This is a genomic window from Microcoleus sp. LAD1_D3 (genome assembly GCF_036702135.1).
Taxonomy (GTDB): domain Bacteria; phylum Cyanobacteriota; class Cyanobacteriia; order Cyanobacteriales; family Microcoleaceae; genus Microcoleus.
In genome coordinates this window covers 41251-60734 of sequence record NZ_JAUBSB010000005.1, presented here as the reverse complement: position 1 = coordinate 60734, position 19484 = coordinate 41251, and the positions used below count along the sequence as shown (strand labels likewise).

The window sequence follows — 19484 nt, the reverse complement described above, 5'->3', positions numbered from 1 at the left end:
CGGTTTCTAGAAAAAATTGCGGTTGGGTAATGAAATATCTAGAAATCAACCGGTTTCCTGAAACTCTGCCATCAATACAGACGTTTAAACTAATAAGTTGTAGAAATCAAATGAAACCAGGGAACAAATCTCAAATAGCACTGTTTAATAACCATAAAAAAGCTGCTGATCTGCAAAAAATATCTTCTGGGCTTTATGAAGAAGATCAATTTTTAGGCAGAAACAAAACCGAGGCAGAAGAGTTAAGTTTTTTGGAAGTTTGCCGCAGTCGCTCCATCTTAGTCATCTGCGTAGCAGCAGCAGTGACTACCGGAGTTTTCGCCTGGACGCTGAATCAAAAAAGCGAGTACGAAGGGCGCTTTCAATTATTAGTAGAACCAGCAGTTACGCAAAATACTTTAGCCAAAATATACTCCGGTGAGCTGAAACTGCAACCAGCGGCCCCCGCGACGACCGAAAATGCCGGTTTTGACTACGAATCCCAAATTCAAGTTTTGCAAAGCCCGCAAGTAATGTCGCCGATTATTAAACAGTTGCAGGCTAAGTATCCAGAAATAAATTACAACTACCTCTTGAACCAAAAAGCAGATAATTTGCCGTTTTCTCAGGAAACTAGGTTGTCAATTAATCGATTCAAGAATACCAAAATTATCGAAGTTAGATATCGGGATTATGATCCGAAAAAAATTCAGTTTGTTTTGGAAAAAGTTGCGCTAGGCTACCGCAACTACAGCGTGCAAGATACCACAACTCAAATTAGTCAGACTCTGGATTTTGTGAAATCGCAAATTCCCAACCAGCGAAAGCGCCAACAAGCTCTGCAAACAGAAATTCAAAAATTGCGGCAGCAGTACAATTTCATTGACCCGCAGATTCAAACCCAACAACTCGCGCAGCAAATCAGTGAACTTCAAACGCAAAGATTGGAAGCGCAAACGCAGCTCAATCAGCAGAGATTGCTCTATTCCAATCTGCAAAATCAGCTCGGACTGAACCAGCAGCAAGCGCTGATGGCCTCGGCTCTGAGTCAAGCTCCCCGCTATCAAGGGATGCTGACTCAATTGCAACAATTAGAAGGGCAAATTGCGATTAACTCGGCTACGTTTACAGACGAAACTCCGCAAATGCAATTGTTGCGAGAACAGCGCAAGAACCTGATTCCTTTGTTGAAGAAAGAAGCCCAACAGGTTCTGGGAACTGATTTGGCTAAGGTAAATTCGCAAGTGCTGACTTTTCAAGATCCGGTGCGGATTAAGTTGATCGAGCAGTTTATCGGTACTGCTAATTTAATTCAGGTGCTGGGTGTGCGGAATCAAGTTTTGGAACAAGCTGCTAAGCAGTTGAATCAATACTCTCAAAAATTCCCGGTGATTTTGCGGCGCTATTCCGATTTGCAGCGTGAGTTGGATTTAACTAACAATACGCTGAATGGTTTGGTGGCAAAACAGCAAGCTTTGCAGCTTGAAGCTGTGGGCAAAAAAGAGGTGGCTTGGGAAGTTATTGCTAAGCCGGAAATTCCACGTTACAAAAATGGGGAGTTGATGGCTGTTGCTCCGATTATGCCTTTGAATTTGGCTTTGGGGGGATTGGGTGGTTTGCTGTTCGGTATGCTGGCGGCGCAGTTGGCGGAACGGTTTAAAAATAAAACGGTGTTCCAAACTCCAGAGGATGTCAAACAGTCGATTCGCCTGCCTTTGTTGGGGGTAATTCCTGCTAGCGATAAAATTTTGAGACTTCCTCCTGCTGAGACAAGCCCGGTGGATGTGGCAATTTCGCCGATGCCGACGGATGCTTTTCAAGAAGCTTTTCGATCGCTCAATGCGAATATTCGCTTACTAAACGTTGATACTCCGATTAATTCTTGCGTAATTACTTCTTGTCAAGTAGGTGACGGCAAGTCTACGGTAGCAGTAAATCTGGCGCGGGCGGCGGCTGCAATGGGGCAGCAAGTGCTGTTGGTGGATGGGGATTTGCGGCGTCCGCAGGTACACGAAATGCTGGGTTTACCGAATTGGCAAGGCTTGCACAATGTGATAGCTGATGATGTGGATGTGCAACAGGTGATTGTGCGATCGCCCCGCGATGAAAATTTGTTTGTGTTAACTTCGGGCCCGGTTCCTCTCGATCCTACAAAGGTACTTTCTTCCCGAAAAATGCCGCATTTAATGGCAGCTTTGTCAAGTCACTTTGATTTAGTTATTTACGATACTCCACCGCTTTTGGGTTTGGCGGATGCGAATTTGTTGGCGGCTCACACTAACGGATTGATGCTGGTAGTGGGGCTGCATCAAACTGAGCGGGAGGCGCTGGTGTTGGCTTTTGAAGATTTAAAAATGGCGGGGATTCCGCTGTTGGGAATGGTGGCGAATAACGATAAAGGCAGCAGGTATTACTATCAGTCTTACGTGCAGGATTACGTCCAGGAACAGTCTGTTTGAGGGAGAGGAATTGCTAATTATCGTAGGGTGCGTCGCTGCGAGATTTTCGCTCTTTTTTGGGGATTTTTGATGGCGACGCACCTTATGCCTAATTCTTGCCAGGTGCGTCGCTGCGAGATTTTCGCTTTTTTTGAGGATTTTTGATGGCGACACACCCTACGGCTATACTGTTCTTGAGAATGCAAGGCGGGCGGGACAGCCGACAAGATATTTCATCCATCTTGCACCATTAATTGTGAATAAAGCTGTCAGGGGCGGGCGGGACGCCCCACAAGAACATTTAACTTTTATGGAACAGGCCGGAAAGCCTGTTCTTAAGATTTGTGCGTGATTTCAGAAAGACAAATTTTCTTAAGATTTGCGATCGAGACTCTGAACTATAATTAAAAGTAGAGAAATTTAAACAAATCGCGGCACTTGCAAATTAGCAAGACCTGACAACGTGGCTGGTAAATTCCTATTTTGTAATACTTTGATACAACTCCCGGCATAGCTTGAAAACTAGCAGGGAGTTTTGTGTTTTTCACACAGGAGATGAAACCATGGCTATTGCTACTATCAACCCGGCAACGGGAGAAACGCTAAAAACTTTCGAGCCGATCGCGGATGAGGTAATAAAAGCTAAGCTGGAATTAGCACAGCAAGCTTTTAAGAAATACCGCCAACTGCCGTTTGAGCAGAGAGCTCTGTGGATGCAGAAAGCTGCAGATATCCTGGAGCGCGATCGCGAAATTTACGCTGAAATGATGACCCTGGAAATGGGCAAAACGCTCAAATCTGCGATCGGCGAAGTGGAAAAATGCGCCTTAGTTTGTCGGTATTACGCCAAAAATGCCGCTCAATTTATGGCAGACGTACCGGCAACCACTGACGCTAGCAGCAGCTTTGTCCGCTACCAACCGCTGGGCCCTATTTTAGCCGTTATGCCGTGGAATTTCCCATTTTGGCAAGTTTTTCGGTTTGCGGCGCCGACACTGATGGCGGGCAATGTCGGCTTGCTCAAACACGCTTCCAACGTGCCTCAGTGCGCTTTGAAAATCGAAGAAATTTTTACGCTTGCTGGCTTTCCCGAAGGAGTTTTTCAAACTTTGTTAGTCGGCGCCGACAAAGTAGCCGATATCATTGCGGACGATCGTATCAAAGCAGCAACTCTCACCGGTAGCGAACCAGCGGGTGAAAGTTTGGCAGCAAATGCGGGCAAAAATTTGAAAAAAGTAGTGCTGGAATTGGGAGGAAGCGACCCCTTTATTGTGATGTCCAGCGCCGATGTAGCAGCAGCTTTATCAACTGCGGTGACATCCCGGATGCTCAATAACGGTCAATCTTGCATCGCAGCCAAACGCTTTATTTTAGCAGAAGAGATTGCCGACGAATTCCTCACAGGATTTGTCGAAAAATTCGAGCAATTAAAAGTAGGCGATCCGATGTTACCCGAAACCGATATCGGCCCTTTAGCGACTCCCGCAATCCTCAAAGACTTGGACAATCAAGTGCAAACTTGCATCCAATCGGGAGCAAAACTTCTGACAGGCGGCCGCCCATTGTCAGAGAATGCCGGCAATTTCTACTTGCCAACTATTTTGGCAGACATTCCGCCGAATGCCTCTGCCCGTCAAGAAGAATTTTTCGGACCCGTAGCTTTAGTATTCCGAGTTGCAGACATGGATGAGGCGATCGCCCTCGCAAACAGCACATCTTTTGGCTTGGGTGCGTCAGCTTGGACTACAGTAAACTCAGAGAGCGATCGCTTTATTTCCGAACTAGAGGCCGGCGCGGTATTCATCAACGGTTTAGTAAAATCCGACCCGAGATTGCCCTTCGGCGGCATCAAACGCTCCGGTTACGGACGCGAATTGAGCATCCAAGGAATGCACGAATTTGTTAACATAAAAACAGTGTGGGTGAAATAAGCTCCCACTCTATCAACCGATCGCACAAATCTACATAAGTCTGCGTTTATCTGCGTTTACCTGCGGTTAAAAATTCCCATTTAGTATTTTTGCGATCGGTTGAAAAAGAGAAAAAAAAACCATTAACCGAGGAGAAAAACGGAAATGAACACAGCTCAACTATTGGTAAAATGTTTAGAAAATGAAGGCGTCGAATACGTCTTCGGACTTCCAGGAGAAGAAAATTTAGAAGTTCTAGAAGCCCTGAGAAACTCTTCAATTAAATTTATTACTACTCGCCACGAACAAGGCGCCGCATTCATGGCAGACGTTTACGGTCGTCTCACCGGCAAAGCCGGCGTTTGCTTGTCCACCTTGGGCCCCGGCGCAACTAACTTAATGACAGGAGTTGCTGACGCCAACTTAGACGGCGCTCCTTTAATAGCAATTACCGGACAAGTCGGCACAGACAGGATGCACATAGAATCGCACCAATATTTAGATTTGGTTGCCATGTTTGCGCCAGTTACTAAGTGGAATGCTCAAATTGTTCGCCCCAGCACGACGGCAGAAATTGTCCGCAAAGCCTTTAAAGTAGCTCAAAGTGAAAAGCCGGGAGCAGTTCACATTGACTTACCTGAAAACATCGCAGCAATGCCTGCTGAAGGAAATCCGCTCACCAAAGACAACCGCGAAAAAACTTTTGGCGCTTACCAAAGCTTGAATAAAGCCGCTGTGGCAATTTCCAAGGCAAAAAGTCCTCTGCTTTTAGTAGGAAACGGCGCGATCCGCGCTAACGGCAGCGATGCTTTGACACAATTTGCTACTCGATTGAATATTCCTGTAGCTAATACTTTCATGGGCAAAGGTGTAATTCCTTACACTCATCCTTTGGCACTTTGGACGACGGGATTGCAAAAACGTGATTATATTAGTTGTGCTTTTGAAGAAACGGATTTAGTGATTGCTGTTGGCTACGATTTGATTGAATATTCCCCGAAGAAGTGGAATCCAGAAGGAAAAATTCCGATTATTCACATTGGATCTTTGCCAGCAGAAATTGACAGCAGTTATATTCCTCTTATAGAAGTTGTGGGGGATATTTCTGATTCCCTCAATGAAATTTTGCAGCGTGCCGATCGCATGGAGAAAGTAGACCCTTTTGCTAAGCAATTGCGGGCGGATATTCGCGCTGGGTACGAACAATATGCAGCCGACGACGGTTTCCCGATCAAGCCACAAAAACTCATTTACGATTTGCGGCAAGTCCTGGGCCCGGAAGATATTCTTATATCTGATGTGGGAGCTCACAAAATGTGGATCGCGCGGCACTATCATTGCGATCGCCCGAATACCTGTTTGATTTCCAACGGATTTGCGGCGATGGGAATTGCGATTCCGGGTGCGGTGGCTGCAAAACTCGTTTATCCCGATCGCAAAGTAATAGCAGCCACCGGCGACGGCGGTTTTATGATGAATTGCCAAGAGTTAGAAACTGCTTTGCGCGTCGGTACTAATTTTGTGACGCTGATCTTTAATGACGGCGGTTACGGGTTAATTGAATGGAAGCAGCAAGATTATTTTGGTCATTCCGATTTCGTCAAATTTGGCAATCCCGATTTTGTGAAATTTGCCGAAAGTATGGGTTTAAAAGGCTATCGAGTGGAAGCTGCAACCGATTTAATTCCCATCCTCAAAGAAGCCCTGGCTCAAGATGTCCCTTGCGTGATTGATTGTCCGGTAGACTATCGGGAAAATGCGCGTTTCAGTCAATTATCTGGGGATATGAGTTGCAATTTGTAAGAGTAGCTAGATCCCCGACTTCTTTAAGAAGTCGGGGATCTAATAATGGACATTCTTTGAGATAGAGTTTTGTAGCTTGTTTAATATTGGCGATCGCTTCTTCTATGGTTTCGCCTTGGTCAATTGTACCGACTTCTGGACATTCGGGAATGTACTTCTGCCAATTATTTTACCCAAGTATGAGAAGCATAAATCACTTCCTCTTCCTTCTGGCGATCGGTTGCAATTTGCTTCTCAATCTCTCCGTATAGTTTTGTTTCCACTTGTCGGAGTTGTGATATCAAATCTGGTAGCATCGGAATTAATATTACCCACTGCTTTCGAGACGGCGCCGTGCCTAATCGAGTCAACAGTTAACACTCAACCATTCAGTTATTCGACCCGCCCGTCAACAGTCAACAGTTAACAGTCAACAATCATTCCGGTGGCACCGGAATTGATATCAAATCTAATCACTTCAAACCCAATAATAAGGCGATTCCGCCGATCGCACCAACTACCCCCAAAACAGCCCGAATGCTCACTTTTTCGCCCGCCAGCACGGCTAAAGGCAGTATAAACAGGGGACTGGTAGAACTGAGTGTTTGAGCGATTGCTGCGGGTGCATATTTCAGTGAAGTCTGTTGCAGGGAAATCCCGAGATAGGTTCCTAAAAAAGCTGCCAGAATTATTGCAGCTAATATTTTTGAGGATTTTAATTGTTTGAAACTGTCAAGGTTTGTTGGCTTAAAAAAGCATAGCATGACTGCCATACCACCGCTCAAACGCAAGGCTGCTGTCCACAGGGGATCTATATCTATTTGAGTGAAGGCGGCGCGGGATAAAATTGCTCCAACGGCGTGGGTTGTTTGTCCTAATAAACTAATACCTAATCCCTGCCAAAGATGTTTTGATAATAAAGTTGTTTCGGCTGTTCGTTCTGCAATTACCCAGGCTACGCCGCAGATTGTTAAAAGAATGCCTGTACAAGCAATGGGCGATAACTTTTCTTGCAAAAATATTAAGCCCAATAAAGCTGTTAAAGGGGGAGATAGGGTTTCTAAAAGCAGCGTTCGCCTCGCGCCTAAATATTTTAATACGATAAAGAAAGCGGTGTCTCCGATGCCAATTCCTAGCCCGCCACTAATCAGCAGCATGGCTAAAATATTAGGGTTGATTGCTGGTAAGGGTTTACCTAAAATTATTACAGTGGCAAGGAGCATGAAAAGGGCGATCGCACCTTTGAGCAAGTTTAGCACCACTGCGGGGATTTGCTGTCCCACTCGCTGCCAGATGGTGGAAGATAGAGCCCAGACAAATGCAGCGCCTAAAGCGGCGATTTCACCCATAAAATCTGTTGACGGTTGACGGTTGACGGTTGACGGTTGACTGTTGTCATTAGTTACCAATTCGCAATTCCCGATGCCCGATTCCCCACGCCATATAAATTAGGGTTCCCGGTGACCTACCTGGAACCCTAGATTTATTAAGCTTTTTTAGCAGTGGGCGGTGAACATAAATCAATAAGCTGTTCGGCATTTAAAAGACGATAGTAGGGTGCGTCAGTACAGAAGTGTTTCCCGCATCTAGCGTAAATGTTCACTCCTGACGCACCATACAAGCCTCGTTAGTGGTTTAAATGCTCCACAGCTTACCATCATGTCCGAATAGAGGAACGAAGCAACTCGCTTGCAGTTTGGGATTGCTTCGTTCCTTTCTTCGGACACCCAATATATATGTCTACCTACTGATTAACCTTGTGGTAACTCCGGAGAGTGCGTAGGTTGAAATTGTGACCGCATATCTGTTCTTACCCAAGAACCAAAACGATCGGGACGAACGCATTCAGCATTCTCTAATTCGTCTTTGAGTTTCTTGGCGAAAGATTCAAAGATATCCCCTAAAGCCTGACGATCTGTTAAGCAACCTTGGAGAGCAATAAGTTGTTCCAGCGTCCAGTTATACAGTTGAGTGTCCCCTTGTTCAATGCGTAAATAGAACTGATTCTCAAACTGTGCCAGATTAGAGTAGAAGTTCTCAACTTCTGACTTGATCAAGTTCATATCCAGGTAGAATTGTTGCTGTCTCAATTCTGAAAAAATCGTATTTTTGAGGTTCTGCGTGAAGTTTTGGTTCAGCTCATTTTTGACGATCGTAGAGACATCATTACGGAAGTTGAGAATCTTGTTATCCAAGCTAACATTAATGCGATTGTCAAGATCGTTGACAATATTATTAGTCACTAACTGCACGTTGCTAGTGCTAGATTGATTAACAACCGTATTGATGCGTCCATCAATGTTAGATTCAATCTGCTGAATGACCAGATTTTTAATGTTTTGGCTTTGGTCAGCAATTCTGAGATTAACTACCGCATTAATCCGCTGATCTATGTCGTGTTGAATTTGCTGAACAATTTGAGTGTTAATATCTTGAGATAGATTAGACACTTTGAGGTTCACGACATTATCGATGCGTTGATCGATGTAAGTTTGCATTTGCTGAATCACCAGATTCTTCACATTCTGGGTTTGATCGGAAATCTTGATGCTCACCACATTCTCAACACGCTGATCGATAGTTTGTTGGACTTGCTGAATTACCTGATTAGTGATCTCTTGAGATTGATTGGCGATTTGGACATTAACGGAGTTACTAATCCGCTCATCAATATCCGCCGATATTTGATTAATTACCGTGGTATTAATCTCTGTAGACTGATTGGCAATTTTGATGTTAACTACATTCTCAATCCGTTGCTCAAGTTCAGTTTGCATTTGCTGAACTACGAGGTTCTTAACTTCTTGAGTCTGATTAGACACTTTGAGATTAACGACGGACTCAATACGCTCATTGAGTTCGGTTTGCATTTGTTGCACCACTAAATTTTTAATCTCTTGGGTTTGTTCAGAGATTCTTAAATTCACCTGCTCACTAACAATGCGGGGGATTCGGGAAATAAATAAGTCGTTGAGATTTTTGTTGAAGTACCCCGACCAATTGTGGAAATTCTGATTAAAACTAACTTCCATTTGTTGGGTAAGAGTCTTAAGCATAAACTCCAGCCGTGCTACCTTCATCCCTAAGTCTTTAGCTTGAGTTTGATAGCCTTTAAGCAGCCATTTTTCCAAATTGTCCCAATAAACTTCTTTTTTCTCGTTCGGGTCGCCTGTTACTGTGAGGGAAGTATTGATTTGGGAAGCCATTTGCTGCCACATTTGTTCCATCTGATCTTGGTCAAAAGTGAAGTTAAATCCACTGGTAATATCGATATTTTCAGTCCCCGAGCTAGTTGTACCACCCGTGGTAACTGCTGTACTACTAGAGCTAGTTGTACCACCAGTGGTAACTGGTATACCACCAGAGCTAGTTGTGCTACCACCAGTGGTAACTCGTGTACCACCAGAGCTAGTTGTGCTACCACCAGAAGTAACTCGTGTACCACCAGAGCTAGTTGTACCACCAGAGCTAGTTGTGCTACCACCACCCACTACACTAACAGTGCTTTCGCTGCTGCCCGTACCAGGTTTTAGTTTTGCCTTTTCTTCGTCTACTTCTACATCACTGATGTTGTTGATTTCTAAAACAACTTGCCCTTGGTTGTCTTCTATGTATGTATCAAAAAAGAAGCCGGAGATGGTGGTTTTTTGTTTGACTTCAAAAATAACTTCCTCTTTGAAGCCATTTAAGGAACACCAACTTTCGCTAAGTTCAATTCCTGTCAACTTGGAGATAAATTTTCCCCCTTGAATCCACAGTAACGCCCAAGGTTCTAATTGGAAATTTTTTGCTTCTGCTCCATAAGTGGCATTGCTTTCCCGAATCTTGACGCGATAGTTCCCTGCGGCTAACTCGATAGAATTAGCATTGGCTTTTTTAAGAGTTGAGAGATAATTGCCATCAAGTGAATAGCAGTTTTGCTTGCTATCAACGGTTAAAGTTTGGGGATTAAACTGTTGATTGCCAGTGATTGAAACAGTGACTTGTCCTTGATTATCACCACTATAGGTATCAAAAAATAAAGCACAGACTACAGCTTTTTCTTTGATATCTAACTGCAATTTGTCGTTATAGCCGTTTAAAGTTGTCCAAGTTCCACCTGTCTCAACACCTGTCTTTGTGTTGATAAAGGTACTGCCATCAAGTCCATAAATCCAGAGAAAAACAAAAGGCTCACCGGCGGTATTGTCTGCACTATAACTGTAGCTACCACTGGTAATTTGGATGTCAAAAGTTCCTTTGTCTAATGTCAGAGACTTAGCAACATTTTGTTGCAAGCTATTCATCTGAGCTGTATTGATAACGTAACAGTTTTCTTTGGTATCAATCGTTAACAATTTCATAGTTTCGTCACCCGTTGTAGTAGTTGTTTGTGGAGCGTGTGTAGCTTCAGTGTTAGCTTTTGAAGTGACGGTTGCGATCACTTCTGCTGCTGGTTGATAAACCGCAATTCCTGCCCAACGACCCCTAGGCTTGGTTTGAGCCACTAATGTGCCTTTACCGGTGTTGGTATTAATGCGGATTAATTGACCGTCTTTTCCCAAGTTAAAAAATCTGCCGGTAACGCCATAAAGGACATTGCCAACAAATTCCATACTGCCAATACCAGGAAATCCGGTATCACCAATAGTTTTAACTTCGCTAGTATCGAGATTGCATCTAGCAAGTAATTTCTTCTTTTGGTAACCAATTAAGGTGATATATGCTATGCCATCGCTATCAAAGGCAACTTCACCACAGTTGTAGTCTTTATTAGCTACGGTAGCTACTGGTGTACCTTTTCCTGTTTTCAGATCAAGGGCAATCAGTTGTTTAGCTGTGCTGGCATAAAGGGTTTGACGTTGGGCATTATAAGCCAAGCCGGCTGTAGCAAAGCCTGTATCCCCAATGACAGTCGTATGGCCCGTTTTGATGTCAATTTTAACGAGCTGGGTTGTGTCGCCTTCTCGATCGATGCCATAGAGTTGTGAATCAACAAAGGCAATATCATACACTTCTGTAATGATCTCACCGATGAATGTTGTTTTACCTGTGGCTAAATCAAGAGTATACAGTTTACTTAACTGATTTGAGACACAATCTTGGATATACACTGTCCCTGGAACCATAGCTAAATCCAAAGAAGATATATTGCTTGCCTGATTACTCATCTTTATCTTTTGAACTTGCCCAGCGATCGATCTCTGTGGCCCGCAATACTGGTACAGGATGGGACAACTGAGCCGTCTGAGCTTGTTTGAGCATATCTCCGAGTTGAGTGTTGCTGAGGTCGTCGTAGGCTCGCGCCTGCGCCAAAAACGTGTCTACATTCAGTTTTTGGTAATCACTTAATGTGATATATGCTATTAGACTTGTTTTGCCAAACTGTTAAGAAATAATAATCGAGGTTGCTGATTACGGTATTTCCCTTAGTGCTGATAAACTCAACATCTGCTAGAATTACTCGCAAGTTTAACAGCTCCGGGCAATGACTATTAGTCTATCTAAAGGGGTAGATAATTTTTTTTTTCGTAATAAAGCGTAACATCTTTCTGTATCCGCTCAATAATCCGGGGTAAAGCGCTCAACGATGCACCTCAAATGACGCAAAGTCGTTCCTGAGTGGGTAGTCCGCCCCGAATTATTGAGCGGATACATCTTTCTCATCTTTCAGCCCACATTCCGCACCCTCAACTGTCACACGGACTGCTGAGGCTGAACGGAAAAAACTAATGATTTTTCAGGGAGTGCTTGTTTTCTCTCTAGTTATTGTCAATTAACAGGAATTAACGACAAGTTGAGTTCATCCTGAGCCTGACAGCTAATTCAACTTAAGTATTAGTGCTTAGTCTCACCTAGGTTGATCAAGCTTACTACCACCAAGAACACCAAAAGCCCCGTGTGACAGTTGAGAGTGCGGAAGGTGGGTTTTTGCTACCCCGCCCTAACTTGTTACCAAACAAACACTAACCAGTTATATAACTGGTTAGTGTTTGTTTAACTGGTTTGCTTTTCCGTAACCATTAACCAGATAACCCGATCAGCGATCGCCAAATTAAAACCCTGTCTAACCGTTAGACATTAGGTTCCCTGACAACGCGCTCTATCATTCTGTGTCCTCAATCGTTATATTACTTTCGGACTTTAAGGTTAACCCTTTCCCGTCATTAAATTGAATCCTGACTTGATACTCTTTTTTTCCACCTGGAAAGGGCTGTGTAAGAGACATATGAGAGACGACTTTCCCATTGTATGTAGGCACCTGTATTACACTCATTGCTTTTACTCCTTGTTTTTTTACAACAGAACCCGGAAGAAACGAGTCGAAAACTGCCTAAATATAGATTGGATAGGCATTTCGACAGTTCAAGCACATAACCCCGAGATCATAAGATTATATCCCCAAGTGGCGTTCGCTACTTACTTTAAGTGGTGAGGCGATAGCTTACCGACCCAACCGCTGGCACTTCCCCACCACGCGATCACACCCATAAAAGCTGTTGACTGTTGACTGTTAACGGTTGACTGTTGTCATTAGTTACCAATTCGCAATTCCCGATGCCCGATGCCCGATGCCCGATGCCCAATATAAATTAGGGTTCCAGACTTATCATCTGGAACCCTAGATTTATTAAGCTTTTTTAGCAGTGGGCGGGGAGAGAATCGAACTCTCATACCTTTCGGTGTCAGATTTTGAGTCTGATGCGTCTACCAATTTCGCCACCCGCCCTTTTTCGTTTCACCATCATAACACACCGATCGGTTTCCTGCAAGCAAAGATTCATAATCTTTTGAACTTGCCCAGCGATCGATCTCTCTGGCGCGCAATACTGGTACAGGATGGGACAACTGAGCCGTTTGAGCTTGCTTGAGCATTTCTCCCAGTTGAGTGCTGCTGAGGTCGTCGTAGGCCCGCGCCTGCGCCAAAAACGCATCGACATTCAGTTTCGGAGCTAAAGTCGGCGAACCTCCGGCCAGTTTCATCAACACCGATGCTACCACTCTTGGGTCTTGGGTGGCGAGCAATGCCGCGCGATCGCACGTAAATTCGGCACACCGCAACCATTCCAACATTTGCGCCTGCAAACCCTGCACCAGCACGGTTCCCACAGGCGAAATTTGGCCGGCGGCCAACACAATTAAATTAGCCAGAGTCAGGTAAACTCCGTGTTCGCACTTCAAATGCCCCAACTCGTGAGCAATTACTGCCTTAACTTCCTCGTCTGTGAGCAAATCAATCAGAGAAGTGTGCATCACCACAAAAGGCTGTTTTCCCCGCATCGCAAAAGTGTAAGCATTCGGCATCGGATGCTGGCGGACATAAAGCTGCGGCGCTTCCAAATCCAGAGTTTTGCAGGCATCCAACAGTAATTGATGCAGGTGGGGCAATTGATTTTCGCCGACTTGGACGCTGGAAGCCAGATTTTCCAGCATAAAAAACTGTTCGCCAAGTTGTCCCAGCAACTGCCGCACGATCAAATCCAGGCCGGGCAGTTGTTTGAGCGTGTTGGTGGCTTCCAAGTCTAGCGGGTGGCGAAACTGGTTTGCTTTCAAACCGATGAGCGGTATGTTCGACATTTTAATCCTGAGTCATAAGTCAACAGTTAACCGTCAACAGTCAACCGTCAACAGTTAACCGTCAACAGTCAACAGTCAACGGTCAACTGACTAATTAACAGTTTAAACCCGATCGCACGGGATTGACAGGAGCCTCAGCAGTCGCCGGGTCTGTACCCTCTTTGACGCGCCGCAACTTAGCTCCCAATTTTTGCAGCTTCACCTCTAACTGCTCGTAGCCGCGGTCTAAGTGCTGCAAGCTGCTGATGGTGGTGACACCATCGGCTGCAAGTCCCGCTAACACTAACGCCGCCGAAGCCCGCAAATCTGTTGCCACTACCGGCGCACCCGACAGCCGCGACACTCCGCGCACAATCGCTACATTGCCTTTAAGGCGAATGTCTGCGCCCATGCGATTGAGCTCTGCTACGTGGCGCAAGCGATTCTCAAACACGGTTTCTTTGATTAAGCTGTCGCCTTCGCTCAGCGTCAGCAAAGCCATAAACTGAGCTTGCATATCTGTCGGGAAACCGGGATAAGGCAGAGTTTCGATGTCTGTGGCCGAGTGAGTTTGGCCGGGAACTATCCGCAAAATGTCGGGGGATTCTGCAATAATTTTCGCCCCAATTGTCTTCAATTTGGCAATGACTGCGGTCAGGTGGTCGGGAATTACCGGCGACAAACTGATTTCGGAGTGAGTGATGGCTCCTGCTACTAAAAATGTTCCGGCTTCAATGCGATCGGGAATAATTGAATAGTCTACCGCGTGCAGCTTGGGAACTCCCGAAATGACGATCGTATTCGTGCCAGCGCCTTGAATTTTTGCTCCCATAGCGCGGCAGAAATTCGCCAAATCTGCGACTTCCGGCTCTTGAGCCGCATTTTCAATCACGGTTTCTCCTTCAGCCAGAGTCGCCGCCATCATCAAAGTTTCAGTTGCCCCGACGCTGGGGTAGTCCAAATAAATTTTGGCTCCTTTCAGGCGGCGGTTCGGCCCTTTGACGTAAGCGTGAACCGTGCCGTGGTCGATGTGGACTTCGGCGCCGAGGGCTTGCAGACCGCGAACGTGGAGTTCAACGGGTCGCGCGCCGATGGCGCACCCACCGGGCAAGGGCACTTTGGCAAATCCCAAACGTGCTACCAGCGGCCCGATGATGAAGAAGCTCGCCCGCAGTTGGCTGACTAATTCATAGGGGGCTTGAGCGTCTATGAGGTTGCTGGCGTTGATGTCTAAAACGTCCCCGTGCTGCTGTAATTTGACTCCTACAGCCGAGAGAATTTGCCCCATGCGGGCGACATCGACTAGACCAGGAACGTTGCGGAGACGGCAATCCTCTGGGCATAGCAGGGCTCCTGCCATGACGACTAAGGCCGAGTTTTTGGCGCCACTGATTTTGACGTGTCCTTTGAGGGGTTCGCGACCCCAAATTTGTAATACTTGTTGTTCGTCGCTTTCAGGTGAAGCTGGCAGGTTTGATGAGTTCTGAGCTGGTGTAATGGGTTTGCCCTCCATAATTCGCTTCGTTACTTTATACATTATTAATTTTGGTTCGATTTTACCGGAAAGTTTTTATATGTCTAGGGGTAACATTAGGAATTCTTGGCATTATATTTGCCAACCTTCAGTCTGGGTAAGGCTTTCAGGTTTGAGCGCACAAATAATGTCGATCGAGTCTCATGAAGTTATCTGTATCAAAATTTACGTTCATTTGTAGCGCTCGCTCGGATCTCAGATGTTGTACCTTTGTCAACGAACTTTTTAAGTAAAAGCCGACTCGGTTGTTGACAAAGGTGTAAGATATCGGTTCGATCGACAATGCCAGAAAGTTAACACATTGTCGATCGCCCCATTGCCTGTGCTACCCTGTGACAACAACCTAGAGCCAAAGCTACTCCTAGCACATGGTTCACATTAAACGGATCGAACTGACTAACTTTAAATCTTTTGGCGGCACGACGGCCATTCCCGTGCTGCCCGGTTTTACTGTGGTTTCCGGGCCCAACGGTTCAGGGAAGTCCAACATCCTCGACGCTTTGCTGTTTTGTCTCGGGCTTTCGAGTTCTAAGGGAATGCGGGCTGAACGTTTGCCGGATTTGGTGAACAGCGCCCAAAACAAACGCGGTACGATCGAAGCTAGCGTGACTGCGACTTTTGCGTTGGAAGATGTGGGGGAGGAATGGTTCGCCCAGGATGAAGATGAGGAGGAAAATGCAGCAGATGAGTTATCTGTTGAAGCAGAGGAAGTCGAAGCGATAGAAATTGCCGAAACTCTAGACAATAACGGCCAATCATCTCCTGTCAATCTAAAATCGCCTCTATCTGTTGAAGAAGCCGCAGGGATAGAAACTGCCGAAACTCTAGACAACAACGGCCAATCATCTGTCAATCTAAAATCCAAAATCGAAAATCGAAAATTGGATGAGTTATCTGTTGAAGACGTAGAAGAGATTGAAATCGCAGCAACTCAAGACAACAACGGACAACTACTCGCTACTAATAAAAAATCCAAAATCCAAAATCCAAAATCGGATGAGTGGAGTGTGACGCGCAAACTTCGGGTAACTCGCCAAGGTACTTACACTTCAACTTATTACATTAATGGTCAACCTTGCACGCTGACTCAACTTCACGAACAACTCAACCGCTTGCGAATTTATCCCGAAGGCTATAACGTCGTGCTACAAGGAGACGTTACCAGCATTATTTCGATGAATTCTAAGGAACGCAGAGAAATCATTGACGAATTGGCTGGGGTGGCTCAGTTCGATCGCAAAATCTCTTTAGCTAGGCAGAAGTTGGATGAAGTTAAGGAGGTCGAAGAACGCAGCAGGATTGTAGAAAAAGAGCTGATGTCTCAACGCGATAGACTGGCTTCCGATCGCACAAAAGCGGAAAAATATCAAAAATTGCGGGCGGAATTTCAAGAAAAGTCGCAGTGGGAAATTGTGCTGAAATTCCGGCAATTGCAGCAGCAAGAATGGAAGCTGCGAGAACAAATCGAAACGGGCGATCGCACTTCTGCATCTCTCACGGAACAACTGCAAGCAATTAGCACTCAAATTCAAGAAGCAACCGCCGAACTTGACGCACTGAATGCCCGCGTTAAAGCTTTGGGAGAGTCAGAATTGTTGGCTTTACAAGCGACGATTGCCACTCAGGAAGCGGAACGGCGACAACTGCAAAACCGCAAACAGGATTTGGAAACAACTGCTGGGCAAATGGCGGCTAGCATAGCACAAACTGAGGAAGAAGTTCGGCAATTTAAGCAAAGTTTGGAGCAAATTGAGATTGAAATATCTTATGTTAAGTCTCAGCAGGGGAGTTTTCAGGAACAGCGGGACGCAGCCCAGCAAAGTTTAGATGAAAATCGGGAAGTTGCAAATGCGATCGCCTCGACGGCCGAAGTTTGGGTACAGCAGCAAACGGAACTGCACCGCCAAATCGAGACAATTCAACAAACTTTGGAACCGCAGCGTACAGAACAAGCTACCATTGGCGAAAGAGCCGATCGCCTGCAAAGTCAAATTCAAGAACAAAACCAATCGCTGCAAGTATTGGAACAGGAAATTGAAGCTAAAAAAACTCAGCAATCTCGCCTTGGGGAAACCAAAGGCGTGGCATCTTTGCAAGTAGAATCGCTGAATCAGATTTTAGTCGAAGCCGAACAAGAATTGCAACTGCAACAGGAAACTCAAAATCGTTTGTTGGAAGAACAGCGGGAAAGACAGCGCAAATTAGACAAGCTAGAAGTGCAGTTTCAAGCACTGCAAGAAGCGACGGGAACGTTTACTGCAAAAATTGTCGCGCAAAGCGGAATTGGCGGAGTTTGCGGCTTGGTGGCTCAACTCGGCAGGGTAGAACCGCGCTATCAATTGGCCCTGGAAATTGCGGCGGGCGGCCGCATGGGAAATATGGTGGTGGAAGATGACAGCGTGGCTGCTGCTGCGATCGAATTGCTGAAACAAAAACGGGCGGGAAGGATGACGTTTTTGCCTTTGAACAAGATTAGGGGCGGCAGGTATTCGGTGAATGAAAATTTGCGGCGCGCGGCAGGGTTTGTGGATGCGGCTGTTAATTTGATTGACTGCGATTCGCGGTATCAGGAAATTTTTGCTTACGTTTTTGGCAGTACGGTTGTGTTTAGCAACCTCAGTGATGCTCGCCGCTATTTGGGACAGTATCGGATTGTCACTTTGGACGGGGAAATTTTGGAAACTAGCGGGGCGATGACTGGGGGAAGTTCTACTAATAGATCTACGTTGCATTTTGGCACGGTTGAGGCTAGTGAGGCTGCTAGTGAAGCGCGGACGATCGCATCTCTGCAAGAAAGGTTGGAGGAAATTGAGCGGATTTTGGAACGGTGTAAAATTGCGATCGATCGCGCCTCTGTTGCAGTCAAAACTCGCAGCCAAGAATTGATGGAAGCGAAACAGAGTTTACGCGAAAATCAGTTGAGATTGGAACAGTTGGATTCTGAAATTAAGAATTTGCAAGCGCAACAGGAACAAGTGCGATCGCAAATTGCGAAAAACACACAGGAATTAACTAATTCGCGATCGAGATTGCAGTTGCTGGAACGAGAATTGCCCGCACAGGAAACTCAATTGCAGCAGTACCGGCAAACTTTGGCGCAGTTGGAAGAGTCGAACAGTCACAGCGAATGGCAGCAAATGCAATCGAGTTTGCGCGCTCTAGAAGCGCAACTGCAAGAGCGAGAATTGGCTCTGAGAAACGTCCAGCAACGCCTTGTAGACTTGGAAAATCAATTCGGACGTTTGGAAGACAAAATTAAGGAAGGCAGCGAGAAATTGCAGGATTGGCAAGTGCAGCAAAACGCGGGGGCGGATGCACTCGATCGCATAGTTTCGCAGCAGTTAGAACTCGATGGACAAATTGCCGCAGCTAAGGCGGCTTTGGGGGAAATTGAGGAAAAATTGGGCGTGCAGAAGGGAGATCGCGATCGGGCAGAATCTCAACTGCGAGAACAGCATTTAGCCAAACAACAGTTACAATGGCAGTTGCAAAAACTTCACGAAACCCAGCAAGAACGCCGGGAACAATTAGCCGCAATCCGCACTCTATTGGAAACGCAGCGGGCGGAAATGCCCGACCCCGTGCCGTCGATTCCGGAAAATGTCGAGAAAGCCAATTTGACGGAATTGCAGCAGGAAGTAAAGGCGATCGCCAAACGCATTCAAGCTTTAGAACCTGTCAATATGCTAGCCTTGGAAGAGTACAACCGCACTCAAGAACGCCTTCAAGAATTAAGTCAAAAATTGACGACATTGGAAGGAGAACGCACTGAACTGCTGTTGAGAATCGAAAATTTTACCACACTCAGGCGACGCGCTTTTAAAGAAGCTTTCGACGCGGTTAACGAGAACTTCCAGACTATCTTTGCGGAACTTTCCGAAGGCGATGGCTATCTCCAGCTAGATGACCAGGAAGACCCCTTCAGCAGTGGCTTGAATTTGGTCGCTCACCCGAAGGGCAAACCCGTACAGCGACTGGCTTCCATGTCTGGAGGCGAAAAGTCGTTGACGGCGCTGAGTTTTATTTTTGCCCTGCAACGCTACCGCCCGTCTACGTTTTACGCTTTTGATGAAGTGGATATGTTTCTGGATGGGGCAAATGTGGAGCGATTGGCTAGAATGATAAAGCGACAGTCGGAACAAGCGCAGTTTATTGTTGTGAGTTTGCGGCGACCTATGATTCAATCGGCTGAGCGTACAATTGGCGTTACTCAAGCGCGGGGAGCTTATACTCAAGTCATAGGGCTGAAGTTGTAGTCCCGGAGTCTCGGTTAATGATCGTGTTGAGTGATATATGTACTTAATA

Annotated in this window: 9 protein-coding genes and 1 tRNA gene; 4 read left to right on the top strand and 6 right to left on the bottom strand. The window is 45.8% G+C overall.

Translation table 11 applies throughout. From position 1 onward, the window contains the following. The first annotated feature begins 110 nt into the window (after positions 1-110). From QUA74_RS04110 to QUA74_RS04100, 3 genes are all read left to right on the top strand, one after another. Positions 111-2438 (top strand): polysaccharide biosynthesis tyrosine autokinase, encoded by a 2328-nt coding sequence (locus tag QUA74_RS04110; protein WP_333325244.1) that lies wholly within the window; start codon positions 111-113, stop codon positions 2436-2438. 542 nt (positions 2439-2980) lie between these two features. Next, positions 2981-4348, top strand: coding sequence for an NAD-dependent succinate-semialdehyde dehydrogenase (locus QUA74_RS04105; RefSeq protein WP_333325241.1), 1368 nt, complete (start codon positions 2981-2983; stop codon positions 4346-4348). A 144-nt stretch (positions 4349-4492) separates the two neighbouring features. Beyond that, positions 4493-6130: an acetolactate synthase large subunit gene (locus tag QUA74_RS04100; RefSeq protein ID WP_333325239.1), complete on the top strand. Its 1638-nt coding sequence runs from the start codon at positions 4493-4495 to the stop codon at positions 6128-6130. A 452-nt stretch (positions 6131-6582) separates the two neighbouring features. Here QUA74_RS04100 and QUA74_RS04095 read toward each other — a convergent pair whose 3' ends face one another. From QUA74_RS04095 to murA, 6 genes are all read right to left on the bottom strand, one after another. Beyond that, positions 6583-7458: a DMT family transporter gene (locus tag QUA74_RS04095; RefSeq protein WP_333325575.1), complete on the bottom strand. Its 876-nt coding sequence runs from the start codon at positions 7456-7458 to the stop codon at positions 6583-6585. Between the two features lie 402 nt (positions 7459-7860). Next, positions 7861-11259: a hypothetical protein gene (locus QUA74_RS04090; RefSeq protein WP_333325236.1), complete on the bottom strand. Its 3399-nt coding sequence runs from the start codon at positions 11257-11259 to the stop codon at positions 7861-7863. Further along, positions 11252-11404, bottom strand: coding sequence for a hypothetical protein (locus QUA74_RS04085; RefSeq protein ID WP_333325233.1), 153 nt, complete (start codon positions 11402-11404; stop codon positions 11252-11254). The genes QUA74_RS04090 and QUA74_RS04085 overlap by 8 nt, the downstream gene beginning before the upstream one ends. 1332 nt (positions 11405-12736) lie before the next feature. Further along, positions 12737-12818 (bottom strand) — tRNA-Leu (locus tag QUA74_RS04080). Continuing rightward, complete coding sequence (locus QUA74_RS04075) at positions 12797-13666, bottom strand: M48 family metallopeptidase (RefSeq protein ID WP_333325231.1); 870 nt, start codon at positions 13664-13666, stop codon at positions 12797-12799. The genes QUA74_RS04080 and QUA74_RS04075 overlap by 22 nt, the downstream gene beginning before the upstream one ends. Positions 13667-13760: 94 nt before the next feature. Beyond that, the gene (murA, locus tag QUA74_RS04070; RefSeq protein ID WP_333325228.1) at positions 13761-15182 is read right to left on the bottom strand and encodes a UDP-N-acetylglucosamine 1-carboxyvinyltransferase; all 1422 of its coding nucleotides are present in this window, start codon (positions 15180-15182) and stop codon (positions 13761-13763) included. Positions 15183-15547: 365 nt separating this feature from the next. Between murA and smc the strand changes: the two genes are divergently transcribed. Beyond that, positions 15548-19435, top strand: coding sequence for a chromosome segregation protein SMC (gene smc, locus QUA74_RS04065; protein ID WP_333325225.1), 3888 nt, complete (start codon positions 15548-15550; stop codon positions 19433-19435). The last annotated feature ends 49 nt before the right edge of the window (positions 19436-19484 follow it).